Annotated in this window: 20 protein-coding genes and 2 pseudogenes; 12 read left to right on the top strand and 10 right to left on the bottom strand. The window is 53.1% G+C overall.

Features of this window, described 5'->3' with window-relative positions; genetic code table 11:
* The first annotated feature begins 21 nt into the window (after positions 1-21).
* The 3 genes from paaK (at position 22) to paaY (ending at position 2,988) form a co-directional block, all read left to right on the top strand.
* Positions 22-1,338: a phenylacetate--CoA ligase PaaK gene (gene paaK / locus ACOTXT_RS14975; protein WP_045335932.1), complete on the top strand. Its 1,317-nt coding sequence runs from the start codon at positions 22-24 to the stop codon at positions 1,336-1,338.
* A gap of 102 nt (positions 1,339-1,440) precedes the next feature.
* Positions 1,441-2,376 carry a phenylacetic acid degradation operon negative regulatory protein PaaX gene (gene paaX / locus ACOTXT_RS14970; protein ID WP_028016008.1) on the top strand — a complete coding sequence of 312 codons (936 nt, stop codon included), beginning with the start codon at positions 1,441-1,443 and terminating at the stop codon, positions 2,374-2,376.
* 9 nt (positions 2,377-2,385) lie between these two features.
* Entirely contained in the window at positions 2,386-2,988 is a 603-nt protein-coding gene (gene paaY, locus ACOTXT_RS14965; RefSeq protein ID WP_045335928.1) for a phenylacetic acid degradation protein PaaY, read from the top strand.
* Here the strand turns inward: paaY and ACOTXT_RS14960 are convergent.
* Positions 2,891-4,162 (bottom strand): serine hydrolase domain-containing protein, encoded by a 1,272-nt coding sequence (locus tag ACOTXT_RS14960; protein WP_213801948.1) that lies wholly within the window; start codon positions 4,160-4,162, stop codon positions 2,891-2,893. The genes paaY and ACOTXT_RS14960 overlap by 98 nt on opposite strands.
* A gap of 136 nt (positions 4,163-4,298) precedes the next feature.
* Here ACOTXT_RS14960 and ACOTXT_RS14955 point away from each other — a divergent pair, with 136 nt between their 5' ends.
* A complete protein-coding gene (locus ACOTXT_RS14955; protein WP_055322044.1) occupies positions 4,299-4,781 on the top strand; it encodes a glutathione peroxidase in 483 nt (160 codons plus the stop codon).
* An 89-nt stretch (positions 4,782-4,870) separates the two neighbouring features.
* On the opposite strand, the gene ACOTXT_RS14950 is transcribed toward ACOTXT_RS14955, so the two are convergent.
* Positions 4,871-5,770: a LysR family transcriptional regulator gene (locus ACOTXT_RS14950; protein ID WP_063418534.1), complete on the bottom strand. Its 900-nt coding sequence runs from the start codon at positions 5,768-5,770 to the stop codon at positions 4,871-4,873.
* 128 nt (positions 5,771-5,898) lie between these two features.
* Here ACOTXT_RS14950 and ACOTXT_RS14945 point away from each other — a divergent pair, with 128 nt between their 5' ends.
* Entirely contained in the window at positions 5,899-6,471 is a 573-nt protein-coding gene (locus tag ACOTXT_RS14945; RefSeq protein WP_021241342.1) for a flavin reductase family protein, read from the top strand.
* 240 nt (positions 6,472-6,711) lie between these two features.
* Here the strand turns inward: ACOTXT_RS14945 and ACOTXT_RS14940 are convergent, their stop codons facing one another.
* Positions 6,712-7,173 carry a GNAT family N-acetyltransferase gene (locus ACOTXT_RS14940; RefSeq protein ID WP_008502363.1) on the bottom strand — a complete coding sequence of 154 codons (462 nt, stop codon included), beginning with the start codon at positions 7,171-7,173 and terminating at the stop codon, positions 6,712-6,714.
* A 63-nt stretch (positions 7,174-7,236) separates the two neighbouring features.
* A complete protein-coding gene (locus tag ACOTXT_RS14935; RefSeq protein ID WP_126288807.1) occupies positions 7,237-7,839 on the bottom strand; it encodes a helix-turn-helix domain-containing protein in 603 nt (200 codons plus the stop codon).
* A gap of 43 nt (positions 7,840-7,882) precedes the next feature.
* Between ACOTXT_RS14935 and ACOTXT_RS14930 the strand changes: the two genes are divergently transcribed.
* Both ACOTXT_RS14930 and ACOTXT_RS14925 read left to right on the top strand, forming a co-directional pair.
* Positions 7,883-8,578, top strand: coding sequence for a B3/4 domain-containing protein (locus ACOTXT_RS14930; RefSeq protein ID WP_333164881.1), 696 nt, complete (start codon positions 7,883-7,885; stop codon positions 8,576-8,578).
* 21 nt (positions 8,579-8,599) lie between these two features.
* Entirely contained in the window at positions 8,600-9,493 is an 894-nt protein-coding gene (locus ACOTXT_RS14925; RefSeq protein ID WP_248212104.1) for a dihydrodipicolinate synthase family protein, read from the top strand.
* Positions 9,494-9,538: 45 nt separating this feature from the next.
* Here the strand turns inward: ACOTXT_RS14925 and ACOTXT_RS14920 are convergent, their stop codons facing one another.
* The 3 genes and pseudogenes from ACOTXT_RS14920 to ACOTXT_RS14910 all read right to left on the bottom strand — a co-directional run bounded on the left by ACOTXT_RS14920 (position 9,539) and on the right by ACOTXT_RS14910 (position 11,666).
* Positions 9,539-9,976, bottom strand: coding sequence for a VOC family protein (locus tag ACOTXT_RS14920; RefSeq protein WP_071993446.1), 438 nt, complete (start codon positions 9,974-9,976; stop codon positions 9,539-9,541).
* Positions 9,977-9,989: 13 nt separating this feature from the next.
* Positions 9,990-10,427 (bottom strand): VOC family protein, encoded by a 438-nt coding sequence (locus ACOTXT_RS14915; RefSeq protein WP_333164887.1) that lies wholly within the window; start codon positions 10,425-10,427, stop codon positions 9,990-9,992.
* A 79-nt stretch (positions 10,428-10,506) separates the two neighbouring features.
* Positions 10,507-11,666: pseudogene (locus tag ACOTXT_RS14910) on the bottom strand (MFS transporter).
* Between the two features lie 130 nt (positions 11,667-11,796).
* Here ACOTXT_RS14910 and ACOTXT_RS14905 point away from each other — a divergent pair.
* Both ACOTXT_RS14905 and ACOTXT_RS14900 read left to right on the top strand, forming a co-directional pair.
* Positions 11,797-12,333 carry a MarR family winged helix-turn-helix transcriptional regulator gene (locus tag ACOTXT_RS14905; protein WP_032622999.1) on the top strand — a complete coding sequence of 179 codons (537 nt, stop codon included), beginning with the start codon at positions 11,797-11,799 and terminating at the stop codon, positions 12,331-12,333.
* A 24-nt stretch (positions 12,334-12,357) separates the two neighbouring features.
* On the top strand, positions 12,358-13,281 hold the full coding sequence (locus ACOTXT_RS14900; RefSeq protein ID WP_333164890.1) for a LysR substrate-binding domain-containing protein: 924 nt from the start codon (positions 12,358-12,360) through the stop codon (positions 13,279-13,281).
* A gap of 47 nt (positions 13,282-13,328) precedes the next feature.
* On the opposite strand, the gene ACOTXT_RS14895 is transcribed toward ACOTXT_RS14900, so the two are convergent.
* Positions 13,329-13,799, bottom strand: coding sequence for a hypothetical protein (locus ACOTXT_RS14895; protein ID WP_333164893.1), 471 nt, complete (start codon positions 13,797-13,799; stop codon positions 13,329-13,331).
* Positions 13,800-13,980: 181 nt separating this feature from the next.
* Between ACOTXT_RS14895 and ACOTXT_RS14890 the strand changes: the two genes are divergently transcribed.
* Positions 13,981-14,766: a phosphotransferase family protein gene (locus tag ACOTXT_RS14890; RefSeq protein WP_333164896.1), complete on the top strand. Its 786-nt coding sequence runs from the start codon at positions 13,981-13,983 to the stop codon at positions 14,764-14,766.
* A 139-nt stretch (positions 14,767-14,905) separates the two neighbouring features.
* Positions 14,906-15,382 (top strand): WbuC family cupin fold metalloprotein, encoded by a 477-nt coding sequence (locus tag ACOTXT_RS14885; RefSeq protein ID WP_333164898.1) that lies wholly within the window; start codon positions 14,906-14,908, stop codon positions 15,380-15,382.
* Positions 15,383-15,447: 65 nt separating this feature from the next.
* Here ACOTXT_RS14885 and ACOTXT_RS14880 read toward each other — a convergent pair whose 3' ends face one another.
* Positions 15,448-15,990: a cysteine hydrolase family protein gene (locus tag ACOTXT_RS14880; protein WP_333164901.1), complete on the bottom strand. Its 543-nt coding sequence runs from the start codon at positions 15,988-15,990 to the stop codon at positions 15,448-15,450.
* Positions 15,991-16,392: 402 nt separating this feature from the next.
* Here ACOTXT_RS14880 and ACOTXT_RS14875 point away from each other — a divergent pair, with 402 nt between their 5' ends.
* On the top strand, positions 16,393-16,695 hold the full coding sequence (locus ACOTXT_RS14875) for a hypothetical protein (protein WP_008502349.1): 303 nt from the start codon (positions 16,393-16,395) through the stop codon (positions 16,693-16,695).
* Positions 16,696-16,809: 114 nt separating this feature from the next.
* Here ACOTXT_RS14875 and ACOTXT_RS14870 read toward each other — a convergent pair.
* Positions 16,810-17,018, bottom strand: a pseudogene (locus ACOTXT_RS14870) (hypothetical protein); the annotation flags it as partial.

The raw sequence follows: 17,018 nt of genomic DNA, 5'->3' as shown, positions 1-17,018 counted from the left end.
AAACAATGTGAGTACCCTGCGATGATAAATACAACAAAGCTTGACCCGATCGAAACCGCGTCCCTTGACGAATTACAGGCGCTGCAGACCGCGCGTCTGAAATGGACGCTGCATCACGCCTATAACAACGTGCCGATGTACAAACGCAAGTTTGATGCCGCGGGCGTTCACCCTGACGATTTCAACGAGCTGGCGGATATCCGTAAGTTCCCGTGCACCACCAAGCAGGACCTGCGGGATAACTACCCGTTCGATACCTTCGCCGTGCCGATGGAGCAGGTGGTGCGCATTCACGCGTCATCCGGCACCACCGGCAAGCCGACCGTTGTCGGCTACACGCAAGGCGACATTGATAACTGGGCCAACCTGGTGGCGCGTTCCCTGCGCGCGGCGGGCGGCAGCGCGAAGGACAAAATTCACGTGGCGTATGGCTACGGCCTGTTTACCGGCGGGCTGGGGGCGCACTACGGGGCCGAGCGCTTAGGCGCGACGGTGATCCCGATGTCCGGCGGCCAGACGGAGAAACAGGCGCAGCTGATCCGCGATTTCCAGCCGGACATGATCATGGTGACGCCATCCTACTGTCTCAACCTGATAGAGGAGCTGGAGCGCCAGATGGGCGGCGATGCCAGCGGCTGTTCCCTGCGCGTGGGCGTCTTCGGCGCCGAGCCGTGGACGCAGGCCATGCGCCGCGAAATTGAAAAACGCTTAGGCATTACGGCCCTGGACATCTATGGGCTCTCCGAAGTGATGGGGCCGGGCGTGGCGATGGAGTGTATCGAAACCGTCGACGGCCCGACCATCTGGGAAGATCATTTCTACCCGGAGATCGTTAACCCGAACGACGGCACGCCGCTGGATGATGGCCAGCAGGGCGAACTGCTGTTCACTACGCTGACCAAAGAGGCGCTGCCGGTGATCCGCTACCGCACCCGCGACCTGACGCGCCTGCTCCCGGCTACCGCGCGCAGCATGCGCCGCATGGACCGCATCAGCGGCCGCAGTGACGATATGCTGATCATTCGCGGCGTTAACGTCTTCCCGTCGCAGCTGGAGGAGGAGATTGTGAAGTTCGAGCACCTTTCTCCGCACTACCAGCTGGAGGTGAACCGTCGCGGGCATCTTGATTCACTTTCCGTGAAGGTGGAGCTGAAAGAGAGCAGCCTGACGCTGACGCACGAGCAGCGTTGCCAGGTGTGCCACCAGCTGCGCCACCGCATTAAATCGATGGTGGGGATTTCCACCGACGTGACGATCGTGAACTGCGGCAGCATCCCGCGCTCGGAGGGGAAAGCCTGCCGGGTGTTTGACCTGCGTAAAGTTGCGGCCAACGGCTAAGTTTCCTCTCACCCCGGCCCTCTCCCAAAGGGAGGGGGTTAGGGTGACGGGCTATCCCAGAATCCTATGCTATGATTCATCCAGGACAAAAATAACAACAGAATGAATCACATGAATAAACTCGACGCCTTTATCCAGCACGCGGTCAGCTCCGTTCCCGTCAGCGGGACCTCGCTTATCTCCTCGCTATACGGTGACGCGCTTTCCCATCGCGGCGGTGAGATTTGGCTTGGCAGCCTGGCTGCCTTACTGGAAGGCATGGGGTTTGGCGAACGTTTCGTGCGTACCGCGCTGTTTCGCCTCAACAAAGAGGGCTGGCTGGACGTCTCGCGCATCGGGCGACGCAGCTTTTACCGCCTGAGCGATAAGGGGCTGCGCCTGACGCGTCGCGCGGAGAATAAGATCTACCGCGCGGAACTGCCCGCCTGGGACGGCAAATGGTTATTGCTGCTCTCCGAGGGGCTGGATAAAACCACCCTGGCCGACGTCAAAAAGCAGCTGATCTGGCAGGGGTTTGGCACGCTGGCGCCGAGCCTGATGGCCTCGCCGTCGCAGCATCTGGCGGACGTGCAGTCCCTGCTTCACGATGCCGGCGTGGCCGAAAACGTGATTTTTTTTGAAGCCCACTCGCCGCTGGCGCTCTCGCGCGCCGCGCTGCGTTCACGCGTAGAAGAGTGCTGGCAGTTAACCGAGCAAAACGCGATGTACGAGTCGTTTATCAGCTCGTTCCGGCCGCTGCTGCCGCTGCTAAAAGAGGCCGCGCCGGAGGAGCTGACGCCGGAACGCTGTTTCCAGATCCAGCTGCTGCTGATTCACTTTTATCGTCGCGTGGTGCTGAAGGACCCGCTGCTGCCGGAAGAGTTACTGCCTGCGCACTGGGCGGGGCAAAGCGCCCGACAGCTCTGCATAAATATCTATCAGCGTGTCGCGCCGGGAGCGCTGGCGTTTGTCAGCGAGAAGGGCGAAACCTCCGTCGGTGAACTGCCCGTGCCCGGCACGCTCTACTATCAACGCTTTGGTGGTCTTACAAGCGCATAAGGAGGGAAGATGCCTGTTTATCAAATTGACGGCCTGACGCCGGTCGTGCCTGACGAGAGCTACGTTCACCCAACGGCGGTGCTCATTGGCGACGTGATTCTGGGCAAAGGCGTTTATGTCGGTCCCAATGCCAGCCTGCGCGGTGATTTTGGCCGTATCGTGGTGAAAGACGGGGCGAACATTCAGGATAACTGCGTGATGCACGGCTTCCCGGAGCAGGACACGGTGGTGGAAGAGGACGGACACATCGGCCACAGCGCCATTCTTCACGGCTGCGTGATCCGCCGCAATGCGCTGGTCGGCATGAACGCGGTGGTGATGGACGGGGCGGTCATTGGTGAAAACAGCATCGTCGGCGCGGCGGCGTTCGTGAAGGCCAAAGCGGAGATGCCTGCCAACCATCTGATTATCGGCAGCCCGGCCAAGGCGATCCGTGAGCTGAGCGAGCAGGAGCTGGCATGGAAGCAGCAGGGCACGCGGGAGTATCAGGTGCTGGTGGAGCGCTGCAAGCTCACTATGCACCAGGTCGAGCCGCTGCGCGAGGTTGAGCCTGAACGGAAACGGCTGACGTTTGACGAGAATTTGAGGCCGAAGTCGGCGAACCAGGGGTAAGGCCGTCTTTTTTCGCCATATCCATCAATAGCGCAATGCCGATGTAATTACTCCAGTTAAAGGTATTTTGCAGCACCACCACCGCATTGCCTTTTTCTTTGTCATAACCGATAAAGCTGGAGTAGCCGCCGATATAGCCGACCTGATAGGTGATTTTCTCCAGACCGATAAAGTCGGTGGTCCAGGCAATACCCTGTACCCCGTCGGGACGTTGAATATCGGTATTTCTCACTTCGGCAAAGACGCTGTCCAGCAGGGGATTGTGGGTCGTTGAGACGTGATAGCGGGCGTAGGTCGCCAGATCTTCGGCGTTACTGTATAGGCTCGCTGCCGCCACCATGTTGTTGGAAAAATGCCAGTCCGGGGTGATTTGCCCGCGCGGGATAAATTTCGGCTGATCGCCCGCGTGGCCTAGCGCCCGCTGGGGGTATCCTTTTAGCTGCTGCGGCGTAAAGCTGCTGTTAGCCATCTGCAGCGGATGGAAAATATAGCGCGAGGCTAAACTCTGGATATCTTCGCCGGTTTTGTGCTTCAGGATGTAGCCGATCAGCGCGTAGCCGGTATTGGAGTATTGCGGCACTTTATTCTTTGGCGCTCGCCAGTCGGCGAGGTAGCTCAGCACGTTATCGCTATCCAGCTCACCGTAGAAATTATCGCCCGTGCTTAAGTAGCTGATGAATTTTCCAAGCATCGGAACATCCATATTCTGACGCGGCAGGCCGGAGGTGTGGGTTACCAGTTCCAGCAGGGTGATTTTTTGTGCATCCGCGCTAAGCGCCGTCCCCGGCGGAAGCAATGTCGCCAGGCTATCGTTCCAGTTCAGTTGCCCTTCATTCACCAGACAAGCCACTACTTCTGCCGTGATCCCTTTGCTGAGCGAGCCGAGCGCAAACAGGGTGTCGGGCCTGACAGGATAGCGATTGACCGCATCGGTTACGCCCCAGGTGTAAAACTGCGGTGAGCCGTGATTATGGATCACCGCGACCGTCATCCCGGGAACGGATTTTTGCGCCATGTAGTGACGCACCACGCTGTCAACGTCGCCATCCAGCGAATCATGAGTGAGAAGTTCCTGAGTACCTTCCGGGGAGGACATTTGCGAGAGCGTGCCACAACCGCTGAGGAGTGGCAGAGTAAGCAGAAGCCAGTGAATTTTTTTTGTTATGTTCTGCATACCTGATAGCGAGTGTGGTGGTCATGGCGCGCCAGGAATGTATCACAAATAGCCTGCTTGAATGTAAACTTTCTACACGGTGACGGCCCTGCGGGTGGTCACCATGACTTTTCGGCCAGCTTTGAGGGATATTAGTATGACTCGCTTTTATCAACTTAGCGCCACCCGTCTGGATGGGCAGCTTATCTCTATGGCCGACTATGCGGGTAAGGTGATTCTGGTTGTTAATACGGCCAGCCAGTGCGGCTTTACGCCCCAGTATGCGGGGCTTGAAGCACTGTACAAAAAATACGCCGATCAAGGGCTGGTGGTGCTTGGCTTCCCCTGCAACCAGTTCGGTAAGCAGGAACCCGGCGGTGCCGACGACATCTCAAAGACCTGTTACATTAACTACGGCGTCAGCTTTCCCATGTTCGAGAAAGTCGAGGTCAACGGTGCCGCAGCACATGCGATTTTTCGTTATCTGAAAGACGAATTGCCCGGCGTGCTGGGTGGGCGGATCAAGTGGAACTTTACCAAGTTCCTGGTCGGGCGTGACGGTAAACCCCTCAAGCGCTTTGCACCGATGACTACGCCCGAGAAAATGGAGGGGGCAATTGTTGCGGCACTGGGAAGGTGAGTGTTTTTGTCGCCAGAGCCATCCGTTTGTTGGGGATAGCCGATATTCTGATGTCCGCTCTGTGCCAGATGCGGACGTCGAGGAGAATGTTATTTTGATGCGAAATATTTGCGTAATATTTTTTCTAATAGCGAGAAAACGACCGTCACCCTTTTGGGAGTAATCAGCTGGTAAGGCCGATATAAATAAAATTGCCATTTCTCCTGTCGCAGTTCTGGCAATGGGGGAACAAGTTGGCCGCTTGCTAAGTACTCCCTACAGATAAAGTCGCTGGACTGTACAACCGTTCTCCCGGCCAATGCAGCCTGAATTTCGGCATATGGATCTGTAGTATAAAACTCAATATGACGAGGGACAAAAGTATTTACTGCGTCACTCATAAACTCAAATGATTTTCCCGTTTCAGGATTAATTAAACCACTAAATGGATAACGCTGTCGAAGATCTTCTAAATCAGTAGGTGCTCCCAGGCGCTCAATAAGTTCAGGGGATGTAACCAAAATATGTTCAACTTGTCCGATATTTTTAATGATAAAGTTTGGATTAGGTTCTCGCCCTACGCGTATACCTATATCGATACGATGCTCAATAGTGTCAAGTTTCATCATATCTAAACGCCAGTCGATAAATAACTCAGGATAGGGACGTAGTGCAGTCAATAGTTCATACAAGATTTGTTCATGATTTGGAAATCGAAGTAATGTGATACGAACAATACCCTTCATGTCATTATCATCTTTCGCTGTCTGAAAAAGTTTTTCAGAATCTTCAAGCAGTCGCTTCGCTTGGGGTAAAAATAGTTCGCCGAAACTGGTGAGAAAGATCGAACGCGTATTGCGTTTGAATAAAGGTTCACCAAGTTGTTTCTCCAGCTCAGCGACTGTTCGGGTTACTACTGATGGTGAAACCGACAGCTTGATGGCTGCTTCGCGGAAGTTCAAGGTCTCAGAGGCGATGATAAAAAATTTTAGAGCGTCAAGTTTGTCCATGATTATTGTGAAATTTGCAATAATGTATTTTGATAATAGCAATTAATTTGCAACTATTCCAGCCATATAATCGAACAATCAAATAAGTAACCTGTCTTACTTTTTATCAGAACTCAAAAGAGTAAATTATGTCAATTCAACCAGTAGAGTTAAACAAAGCCTATCGTTTATTACAGGTCGGGCCAACGACGATGATATCGGCTAAAAATGATGGCATTGAAAATGTCATGGCAGCGGCCTGGGTGGGATTAGTAGGCAATAACAAAGTGATGGCTTTTATAGGTCCACAGGCATTTACTCGCGGGCTTGTAGAAAAAAGCGGATATTACGTTGTACAGATCCCAGTAGTGAATCAGATGGAAATGGTTTTATATGCTGGAGGTCACAGTTATTCCGACACACCCGATAAAAATAGTAAAATCCCACTATTTTATCAGAAAGAGTTTGATCTGCCTTTAGTGGAAGGTTGCGCTGGCTGGTTAGTATGTAAGGTCATACCCAATGAAGAAAATGAAAAGCAGCACAACTTGTTCATGGGTGAAATTGTCGGAGCATGGAGTGATGATCGCGTTTTCAAAAATGGGCACTGGATTTTTGATGATGCACCAGATGAATTACGTACTGTCCATTACGTAGCTGGCGGACAGTTTTACGCCATTGGCAAAGGGACAAAATTTAATTATGGGCCGGGAAAAGACTAATCCTTACTTCTGCATAAATGTAGCCATATAACATGGCTACAAAGAGGTAGTAGCATAAAAGAACAACCTACTTAAGATGTTTGCTTCTCACTCACAGCGGACCTTTAGCTCAGTTAGCATATCCGCTCAGTGCCAGAAGCGGATGTCGTAAGATTCGTTCGGCTAAAAGAGCAAATTCTTCTGCATCAGAGTGACAGGCCCTGCGGATTCACATTTATCATTACTCTCTGAAAAGTACTTTTATTTTTGCCCGGGGTTACGATAAATATCGGGTCGATTGATTTGCCAGACAAAATCTGGTCGGTTCAATGGGTTATACCCCAGCTTCTGGTATAACCATGGCGCGCTGTCGGTTACCAGCATTATCCGTCGCAGACGTGACAACAATGGATGGGCATGACAGCATTCAATCAGCCAACGTCCAAGACCACTTTTCTGATAATCGTTCAGCACGTAGACGTCGCACAAATAACCAAAAGTGGCATAGTCTGTGACCAGACGGGCGAAGCCGATTTGTCTTGTTCCATCCAGGAGCGCGAAACAAAGGCTGTTCTGGATTGATATCCTGACCGTTTCAGCATCAATACCAGGAGCCCAGGACGATTGCGAGAGGTAATCGTGAATGGCTTCCAGCTGAAAAAAGCTGGGATCGGTTGTGACAATAAATTTGTCTTTGGTAAAACGCAGATGCTGATTATTCACCGAACTCCTCCTTTTGGGCTACTTGTGATGAGGCACAGGGCTGTCCTCTATGCCGGGGAATGCTCAGGATGCTTTTTCATGTACTGTCATGATAAATACCAGCGGGTTCTCCCCCTGGTTTTCATAGAAATGAGGAACGTCCGTTCTGGCGGTTGCCGAACAGCCAGTATTTACCCGATACACGTGTTCCTGTACGCCGAGTGTGAGCGTGCCCGACTGCACATAAAACAGTTCAAGCGTACCTTCCGTGTGGCCGGGGGACGCAAACTTTTCCCCCGGCTGCATTTCCCACATCCAGAGCTCGGTCATATCAGGGCCACCTGACCCTGCGAGCAATCTTGCTCTCCCGCCTTTTTCACCTTCCCACAATTCTGGGATCTCATCTTCAGCAATGAGATGCACGGTCGGTTTTGAACTGACATCCACAAAATCAGCCACCGAAACCCCCATTGCGGCAGCCAGGCGGCATAACAGGGCAATGCTGGGATTCGCCCGGCATCCCTCTATCTCAACCAGCGCTCCCTTGCTGACGCCTGCCCGACGGGAGAGTTCATCGAGGGATATCTTCTTATGCTTACGATAGAGTTTAATTCGCTGAGATACGGCTTCATTCACAGTGTTGACGATAGCGTTTGTATCGGTCATTAAATTGACTTTTTTGGTCATTGGTCATTATCATGGGATAAAATGGTCATTAAAGGATTATCACGTGCTAACAGTATCTCCGTCAATTACCCCTGAAATTTATCGTATTGCTCCCGGTTTTCGTGCACTGAGCATTTGCGTAAAAGCTGCGCCAGTGCTTAATCCCGACATTGGGGAAACGGCGCTGCGTGAAGCCTGTGAAGTCGTTCTGGCCGGTGAACCAGATTGGGCGGACTCTCATCTGGCGGCATGGGCCGACGTTTTTCAAAAGTTTGGTGCTAAACCTAAACGCACCCCTTGCTCAGCAGATGCGTTACGCAAGCGCGTGTTACGTGACGGAACGATGCCAGCGCTCGATCCTATCGTTGATCTTTATAATGCCGTTAGTCTCCGCTATGCCGTTCCGGTTGGTGGAGAGAATCTCTCTGCCTATCAGGGGGCGCCGCGTCTGACTGTGGCAAAAGGAACAGAGCCTTTTGATACCGTCAAAGAGGGAGAGGCCACCGTTGAGTATCCTTCACAAGGCGAGGTTATCTGGTGTGATGATATCGGCGTGACCTGCCGTCGCTGGAACTGGCGACAGGGGATCAGAACCCGCTTAGGCGTGGAAGCTCAGCAAATGTGGTTCATTCTGGAGAGTCTCCCGCTGATGCCGCTGGATAGACTTCACGAAGCCGGGAAGATGCTGACCGACGGCCTGGAAAAAATGATGCCCGGTCTGTGGTTTGAAGTTGCTCTCATCGAAGAACAACAGCTGTAATACCCTTCAGGAGAAACAGTTATGTTTACCGGTTTGTCGGCGTTTCCATTAACCCCAGTCACTACCCGCGGCGTGGATGAAAAGGGTTTTAGCCATATTCTTTCCCGTCTTACAGACGCTCGGGTTGATTCTATGGGCATCCTGGGGTCAACCGGAAGCTACGCCTATCTGACCCGGGAGCAGCGCAAGCGCGTAGCAACGCTGGCTAAACAGCATGCAGGGAACATCCCCGTTATGGTGTGTGTGGGAGCGGTCAGTACCGATGCCATTCTGCATCTGGCAGAGGATGCACAGGCAGCTGGTGCGAATGCGCTGTTACTCCCGGCGGTCAGCTACCAGCCACTCCGTGACGAAGAAGTCTTTTCACTCTTTGAGACCGTTACCCGGCACGCGTCTGTACCGGTGTGTATCTATGATAATCCGGGCACTACGCATTTTACCTTTACGGATGAACTTCACGGTCGTCTCTCCTCACTTGAGGGGGTTCGCTCGGTCAAGATCCCTGGCGTCCCGGATAGCCCCGCTGCAGCGATTGAACGGGTGAATGCGTTACGTCAACTTTTGCGCCCTGGCGTAACAATCGGTATTAGTGGCGACGCTTATGCGGGGCTGGGATTAAACGCCGGTTGTGAAGTGTGGTATTCCGTGTGTGGCGGTCTGTTCCCTGAGATGGCGAAACAAATCACCGAAGCTGCGGCGGCAAACGATCGTCAACGCGTTACAGCCCTGACAACCCGCCTTGAGCCGTTGTGGTCGCTCTTCCGGAAACATGGCGGAAGTATTCGCGTTATTGCCGCTGCTGCTGGTGTGCTTGGGCTTACCGACATGGATTGCCTGCCGCGACCTCTGCAACCGTTGTCAGCTGGCGATATCGCGGATATTGCCCATGTCATAAGCACGCTGGAGCTGAAGTGATCTCCGCAGGACTGGGTGTCTACCGGTCCTTACCGCAAAATTTTATTATTGAAGTGACTCTTCTTCGCCTGATAACTTATCTGCATCAGGAGAATAATGCTGGCAAACGCACGCCAGTTTATGCCCGTCAGGATCGCGCAGATAGGCAACATAAAAATCGGGGCCGTAGGCGGTTCGTGTACCGGGCACGCCTTCATCCTTTCCTCCCGCACGGAGGCCCACTGCATGGAAGCGTCTGACAATTTCCGCGCTATCGGCTCTGAATGCGAACATTGTCCCGTTTCCCGCCGTCGCGGGTTGCTGGTCAAAAGGAGGACAAATGCAGAAGCTAAATTCGTCAACCGGATGATTTTCATTTCCCCACATTGCCCAGCTATCAGTCCAGGCGGGCAGACGTGAATAGCCCAGAACGTTAAAAATAGCGTCATAAAAGTTCACGGCGCGCTGAAAGTCATTTGTCCCTATCGTGATATAAGCCAGCACCTTTTAACATCCTCTATCCACGCAGCCACGGCGTAATCGTTAGTCCGGTCAGCAAACCTTCCGGGCTGAGCAGGCGAGTAACGGTTTGTCCCCACGGTTCCGTGCGGTTGGCGACCAACAACCGATAGCCTTTTTCACTCAGAACACGGGTAGCGGAATCGAGATCCTGCACCTCGTATTCAATCCATCCCTGCGGTATCGGATGCTCCACGGGCCACTCCGATTCACCAAAACAGGACGTTGCCGCCTGTGACAGCGGCCAGACGGCAAAATGCTTCACGCCCGGTAAGCGTCCCTCTTCAGTGAGCAGATACTCGGCATTGCCCTCCATTGGCTTCAGCGGCAGACCGAGAGTCTGGATATAAAACGCGGTGCTGGACGCTGTATCCCGTGAAATGGGCCCGAACCCGGCGACGAACATGACATCAATTTCCGGTAACGTCTGCGACATATCCACTCCTTGATAGCCTGAAATGATGGAATTTAGCGTAGAGCTGTCTGAAATACGACTCTCATTTCTGGTACCGCATTCACCGCGCCTGCACGTTCACGGCGGGTTTGAAAGTGAACGCGATAGCGATCAACAGCACGACTCCCGCACTCATCACCAGCCAGGCGCTGTTCAGCGAGACCGAACTGTCGCGAACGATCCCGGCAACTAGCGGCATGAGCGCGGCGATCATATATCCTCCTCCCTGAACTTTAGACAGTAACTTCCCGGCCTGCGCGGCGTTCGCGCATGATCGAACGTGACGATAAGCGACAGCGGGAAGAGGGCGCCGATACCGATGCCAAGCAGCAAGGTTGATAAGACCGGCGTCGTACCTGGAGAGAAGACCAGACACAGTAACCCCGCGAGCAGCAGTAACAGTACAGTTATCAGCGGAACACGGCGGTCGGGGAATTTACCGATCAGCGCGGAGACGGCAAACCCGGCGGCCACCTCGGTTAAGGTCAGCCAGGCCAGCATATAGCCGCTGCTGCGTGCGGACCATCCTGCCTGAATATAGAGCGGGGGCAGCCAGGCTAAGACCAGCGTGTAGGCACCCGTCCCCACGCCGAAAAAGAGCAGAAGGAGTCCAGTCCGGGAGGAAGAGAGCGTAACGGATTCATGTGCTGTTTGTTCACCTTGAGGCTGCTTAACCAGGGGTAACCACAGCATCAGCGCCAGCAGCGCAAGCACGCCTGCCATAGCCAGCGCGGGCTTCAGCGTGAGCCATGAAAACAGCGGCTCGGCGCTGGCGGCGGCGACTGCCGCACCGGCCATAATGCCCGTGCTGAATAGCGACATGATCGTGCTGGCCGTTTGCGTATACGCCTTTTTTATCAGGGCAGGCATTAACGCCTGGATCGTGCCGATGCTGGCCCCGCCCAGTAACGCGGTGCCCATCAAACCCGTCAGCGAGGTGCTAAAACCGCGTAATGAACAGGCTACCAGCAGGATGAACAGCCCGAGCATAATTCCCCTGACGGCACCGATCCTGGCTAAAAGCCAGGGGCCACACAGGGCAGCCAGTCCCATCATCGCCACCGGCAGGGTGGTCAGCAGGCTGAATTGCGTCGCGGTCAGCCCTGCTTCGCGCTGCAGCACGGAGAACAGGGGGCCAACCGAGGCCAGAATGGGGCGCAGGTTCAGCCCGACGATAAAAGCGATAATAGTGAAGAGTAACGGTGACGTGCGTTTCAACATGGCATCCTTTTCGGGTGTGAATGGCCCGGGCAAATTGCCGCGAGCATTTATCTTAACGTTAAGATAAAATCTGTTTTAGTGTAAGATGTACCGCACAACTCGATAAATTCCCACGCCATACGGGGTGAAGATGAAAGACCATGTAGACTTCGTTGTCGGCCAGTGGAGCCGCGCCATGCCCGAGCTGGACGCCTCGTCGATGAAAATTTTTGGCCGAATGCTCAGGCTGATGAAGCACCTGGGAAAAGAACGCGCGCTGGCCATGGCGCCGTTTGGCTTTCGCGAGGGCGAGTTTGACGTCCTCGCCACGCTGCGCCGCGCCGGGGAGCCGTACTGCCTTTCGCCCACGCAGCTGTATACATCCCTGTTGATCACCTCAGGGGCGATGACGAACCGGCTCAACCATCTCGAACAGCAAGGCCTTATCAGGCGGATTGCCGATCCCGACGACAAGCGCAGCTCGCTCGTCAGCCTGACGCCGCACGGGCAGGAGCGTATCGAACAGGCGCTGCTCGTGCATACGGAAACGCAAAATGCGCTGCTGAGAAACCTCTCTGAGGCGCAACGCGCGCAGCTTGAGTCCCTGCTCAGGGTGCTGCTGCTGACGTTTCCGGCCGAGGAATGGGATGAAACGTCACCGAGTGCCGATAATACAAAAACAGCATGATTACACCTGACAAAAAGGGAACGTATGTCTTTACCGCCACTGTATGCGCTGCGCGCGTTCGAAGCTGCCGCACGGCTGAACTCCTTTAGCAAAGCGGCTGAAGTCCTGAACATCACGCCGGGGGCGGTCAGCAGGCATGTCCGGACGCTTGAGATGTGGTTTGACTGCGAGCTGTTTAAGCGGCAAGGTCCGAGAGTGGAGGTCAGCGACGCCGGGCGCATTCTGGCCGGGCAGCTTAGCGAAAGTTTCTCGAATATTGAGTGGGCCTGTCGCGCATTCAAAAGTGAAAACCACCTTCTGCGCCTCAAAGCCCCCAGCACCCTGACGATGCGATGGCTCCTCAATGTGCTTAAATCCTTTCGCGAGAACCACGCGAAGCCGAAAATCGAAATCGCCAGCGTCTGGATGGACTTCGACACCGTTGACTTCAGCCGCGAGCCCTACGATTGTGCGATCCTCCTCGGGAACGGCTATTTTGGCGAGTCAACGGAGAGCCGGCTGCTGTTCAGCGAATGGCTTATTCCGGTTTGTACGCCGTCTTTGCTGGAGCCTGCCCGGCATCGGCTTCCAGAGTGCGATCTTATTCATCCGTCACCGGACAGACGGGACTGGAAGCGCTGGCTGAAAAGGACGGGCTTATTCCCCGGCCTCGACATGGGCGGCGGGATCGTGTTCGACACCCTGGAGCAGGGCAGCCTTGCGGCCATGCATGGACACGGCGTAGCGATGGCGGATCTCCGGCTCACGCTCGACGCGCTGAAAAGCGGCCTTCTCGCGCTGCCCTTCAGGGAGGCGATAGCAACAGGGGACGGTTACTACCTTGTCTGGCCCAAAAATTCGCTCAGAGGACAGAGTATTGAACGGTTGCTGGCCTGGCTTAACCTTAATGCGCCAGTGGTGCCCTCTTTGGATATTGTCTGTCTTGATTTCAATGAAAAGCGGATTTAATAAATAGCGGAATATTAACAGGGAGATATTCCGCACAGTGAACGTATTTATGCGTAGGGAATATTTGCCATCTTTTTATATCTTTCCGGCAGGGCGCTGTTCAGGTTGAGTAATTTATCCAGTATATATAGCGCAGGGGTTCCCTTTGCGCGTTCAGCTTCGATCAGCGCAGAACGTAATAGATTGGTAGCCGATGTCATTTCACGGAAGTACTCCTCAGATTCAGGCGTCTGAACTTCGCCTGAAGCGGCGTAACGCACCCGGGGCCAGTCCGCGAAGTCCAGAACCGGAAGGATCCCGTCGTCTTTGGGTAAATGCGCAGAGAGCAACTCTTCGGCGTTACCCGGATTGCTTTGGGCGAAAGACAGAAGATGCAGTCGATGCAAGAAAGGCGAAAGCGCTTCTGAACTTTCTTTTTCTGCTGAAAGTAATGTTATTAACTCATGCATATTTGCATCGCCGCTAAATTTACGCGGCGAGATAATATTTATTACAGGGAATAAAACATCGAGAGTCATAGGTACTCCATACAAGCTTAGTAATATTTTTTCTATCCCAGGGATGAGGGGATGGTATTCAGGGCAATCACTTTTTAAAAACGATAAATAGTGGGAATCAATGTGAGTTTTACTCAACCTCGAATGTTGATACATCACACTATACTTACGTTCTGTAACCAAACGTGTGGCTGAGGATGGTATGGCTGGCGAAAACCTGTCCAGAATGGGCGCAGCAAAAATCCAATTGATTACAGATCAACATGGCAACCAGGTAATAGAGAAATGCCCTGTTAGTGATGTTGAATACAGCTTTTATGAACATGCAGCAGATCCACTCTGTGGCGTTATTGAATCCCCTCGACTGTTGCACGCAGATACCCATCGACGCAGCCTGACGCTCGAATACGTTCCTCATAAGATCTCCCAGGAAGAGGTTGCAGGGGACGACATACTGAAACGACTTTCGAGCCTTCATGATTATCCTGCCGATCCTGCATGGATTTATCACACCCATACCTGGTCAGAGTCAGCGCTTGAAAAATCCTTGTCTCTTTTGGAATTACCCATGCGTGCTGAGCAGCAGATGCGATGTTTTCAACAAGCGGGCAGCATTTTGTTTAGTCAGGAATGTTTAATTTCTGGTGATACCAATGCGGGTAACTGGGGAAGAAGAGAAAACGGGGATGTGATCCTTTTCGACTGGGAAAGATTCGGTACTGGCAGTCCGGCTATCGACCTTGCTCCGCTGGTTCAGGGGATGGGCTCAAAACAAAGCATTTTACCACTTGCCGAGCGCTACTGTTTTTTTGCCACGCATTCTGATGCTTATCAACTAGCCGGGGAAATTACTATCGCCAAAGCATGGATTGTCACAGAAGTGGTGTTATTACTGCACGAAAGGAAAAAGCCTGATTTGAATCTTTACCTTAACTGGTACAGAAAACACCTCCCTGATTGGCTTGAAGAGTCCGTCTCATCTCTTTAATGCCTTATATCAGCCTTCGGGGCGATAACGCAGGCAGTGATTTGTTTCACAAATCCCATCGCGCCTCGACCGTTCAGGATGGTATAACGTCCTGCGGCAACCGGGTTGCCGCAGACAGCCCACATACCTAAAGGTGTATATGAAACAGATTACTTTCAGTGACCTGCAGCAGCAAAGCGAGCAGGCCGCACATTCTCCTCGCTTACGCGCGCACCGTAATTTACACCCTGACCTGAGCGACCCGGTGCAGCGCCTGGCCATTGCAATGGAACCCGGTACCTATGTCCGCCCCCACCGCCATCCGCACACGTTTGAACTGCTGACGGCGCTGAGCGGTCGCTTTCTGGTGCTGAATTTTGACGACAGCGGCAACGTGACCCGGCGCGTGATGTTAGGCGAAGAGTGTAAAGTCCTGGAGATGGATGCCGGAACCTGGCATGCCGTGCTGTCGCTGGATAAAGGCGGCGTCATTTTTGAGGTTAAACACGGGGCGTATCAGCCCGTGCCCGAGCATGATACCGCCCCATGGTCACCGGCAGAAAACGAGCCCGGCACCGAGAAGCTGATGCAATGGTACGCTCAGGCACAGGTGGGTGACGGTGGGTTTATCCTGTAATTATTCTCTTATGTGCCCGGCGCGCGGAAAGGCGAGCCGGGTAAAGAGATAAGCGCTCACCTGAGTCAACTCACCGTACTAAAAAGCCAGTCACGAGCAGTCGACAGCGTCACAAACGGGCCTGCCAGTGTGCTGTTGTGATGGGCAATAATGTCGCTGGCGGATAAACAGTCATTATCCATTGTGGTATGCGCATCTGAAATTAATACCGTCCTGAAACCCAGCTCCGGTGCGGCCCGGCAGGTCGTATCGACGCAAAACTCTGTTTTCATCCCGGCAATGACCAGCTGTTTGATGCCTCTCTGATTAAGTTCACGCAGCAATTTGGTATCCCGAAAACAGCTGGGATAGCGCTTGGTGAAAACAACGTCCTGCTCCTTCACGTCCAGTTCAGGTATCAACTGTGTTAGCGGCCCCTTTTCTGAGAAGGGGGAGTCGTCCGGCCCAATATGGCGGGCAAAAAAGACGGGCACCTGCGCGTCTCGGGCGTTGGCGATTAACAAGCGGATATTGGCCAGAACGGCATCGGCGGAGCGAGGGGAAACCGGGCCCCGAAAGAGGCCCTGCTGCATGTCGATAATCAAGACAGCATTGTCAGATGAAACCATTTTCTTTCTCCATTCAGAGGGTGGTGAACGGAGAGAGATTTCCCCGTCCATGCCGGCGGGGATTGAGGTTCTGTTTGTCAGTCGTTCACAACAGATACGCTCGCACCGCCGAAGGGTCCGGTGGTGGTGAGGGTGGTTGTTGGCTGAACTGACGTAAACATGTTATGACCTTCGCTGATATATCTTTTAAACCATATCCGGACGAGCCGTTAAACTTTAAAAATTTGCTGCCGATAGTTCTTTTCAATACCATCAATATGCATGTAAAGATGAACAAAATCATATCAGCATATTTGGTAGTTGCGTATTTGTCGGCTCGACTTATTGCACATTCCAACTGTGCGAGAGACTGGATAAAAACCGTTGTGTTTCAATAAAAAAAATCACAAAAAGGATGTGCGTATGTTGAAAAGATTAGTCGCGGGGCAGATGAGCTTACCGATGACTTTCTGGGGATGGGGAATTTGCGGTAATTTTCTACTGGGTCTCATTGGGCTTGCTGGAGTGCAGACCGGTCACCCGGCCATGGTGCCGCTTTCCTATATACTTAAAGCCATTCTGTTCAGTGCTGTACTTTCCGGCATAACTTTCATTCTGCGTCGAAAAATCACGGTATTGGGTGGGATCGCTTTTTTTATTATCTTGATTCAGGTGATTATGAGTGTAGTGATGACGATTGGCCTTTCCTCGTTATTTTTTGAATAATCACAAGAAAGAGCGTTCCGGTTTGCCAGCAGGATCCCTGACGGTTAGTAACATCGAGAACACGTGCCTCCTTATGGCGAAGGAGGCACGCCGTTGCTGGCTGGATAGCCGATATTATTTTAGGTTGCCGATCTTGCTCAGGAATTCGTCAACCTGCTCGGGCGTCGCCGTGTCTGCCTGGTAAAGGATATCGAGCTTAAGGAAGGTGCGAATAAGTCCGAGATGTGAGATCATCGTGTTGTAACCTGAACCCAGAATGAGTAACCGGATGAGCCAGCAACTGACTTTTGCCGACAGTGAGTTTTCCAGTAAACGCCGCCAGA

The sequence above is a fragment of the Enterobacter cloacae complex sp. IR5422 genome (assembly GCF_049238165.1).
Classification (GTDB): domain Bacteria; phylum Pseudomonadota; class Gammaproteobacteria; order Enterobacterales; family Enterobacteriaceae; genus Enterobacter; species Enterobacter roggenkampii.
The sequence above is the reverse complement of the archived record's forward strand: the minus strand, read 5'-3'. Positions and strand labels throughout refer to the sequence as shown.

Excerpts from the sequence above, each read along its gene's own strand:
- paaK (WP_045335932.1), top strand. The coding sequence starts at position 22 with ATGATAAATACAACAAAGCTTGACCCGATCGAAACCGCGTCCCTTGAC.
- paaX (WP_028016008.1), top strand. The coding sequence starts at position 1,441 with ATGAATCACATGAATAAACTCGACGCCTTTATCCAGCACGCGGTCAGC.
- paaY (WP_045335928.1), top strand. The coding sequence starts at position 2,386 with ATGCCTGTTTATCAAATTGACGGCCTGACGCCGGTCGTGCCTGACGAG.
- ACOTXT_RS14960 (WP_213801948.1), bottom strand. The coding sequence starts at position 4,162 with ATGCAGAACATAACAAAAAAAATTCACTGGCTTCTGCTTACTCTGCCA.
- ACOTXT_RS14955 (WP_055322044.1), top strand. The coding sequence starts at position 4,299 with ATGACTCGCTTTTATCAACTTAGCGCCACCCGTCTGGATGGGCAGCTT.
- ACOTXT_RS14950 (WP_063418534.1), bottom strand. The coding sequence starts at position 5,770 with ATGGACAAACTTGACGCTCTAAAATTTTTTATCATCGCCTCTGAGACC.
- ACOTXT_RS14945 (WP_021241342.1), top strand. The coding sequence starts at position 5,899 with ATGTCAATTCAACCAGTAGAGTTAAACAAAGCCTATCGTTTATTACAG.
- ACOTXT_RS14935 (WP_126288807.1), bottom strand. The coding sequence starts at position 7,839 with ATGACCAAAAAAGTCAATTTAATGACCGATACAAACGCTATCGTCAAC.
- ACOTXT_RS14925 (WP_248212104.1), top strand. The coding sequence starts at position 8,600 with ATGTTTACCGGTTTGTCGGCGTTTCCATTAACCCCAGTCACTACCCGC.
- ACOTXT_RS14915 (WP_333164887.1), bottom strand. The coding sequence starts at position 10,427 with ATGTCGCAGACGTTACCGGAAATTGATGTCATGTTCGTCGCCGGGTTC.
- ACOTXT_RS14905 (WP_032622999.1), top strand. The coding sequence starts at position 11,797 with ATGAAAGACCATGTAGACTTCGTTGTCGGCCAGTGGAGCCGCGCCATG.
- ACOTXT_RS14900 (WP_333164890.1), top strand. The coding sequence starts at position 12,358 with ATGTCTTTACCGCCACTGTATGCGCTGCGCGCGTTCGAAGCTGCCGCA.
- ACOTXT_RS14895 (WP_333164893.1), bottom strand. The coding sequence starts at position 13,799 with ATGACTCTCGATGTTTTATTCCCTGTAATAAATATTATCTCGCCGCGT.
- ACOTXT_RS14890 (WP_333164896.1), top strand. The coding sequence starts at position 13,981 with ATGGCTGGCGAAAACCTGTCCAGAATGGGCGCAGCAAAAATCCAATTG.
- ACOTXT_RS14885 (WP_333164898.1), top strand. The coding sequence starts at position 14,906 with ATGAAACAGATTACTTTCAGTGACCTGCAGCAGCAAAGCGAGCAGGCC.
- ACOTXT_RS14880 (WP_333164901.1), bottom strand. The coding sequence starts at position 15,990 with ATGGTTTCATCTGACAATGCTGTCTTGATTATCGACATGCAGCAGGGC.
- ACOTXT_RS14875 (WP_008502349.1), top strand. The coding sequence starts at position 16,393 with ATGTTGAAAAGATTAGTCGCGGGGCAGATGAGCTTACCGATGACTTTC.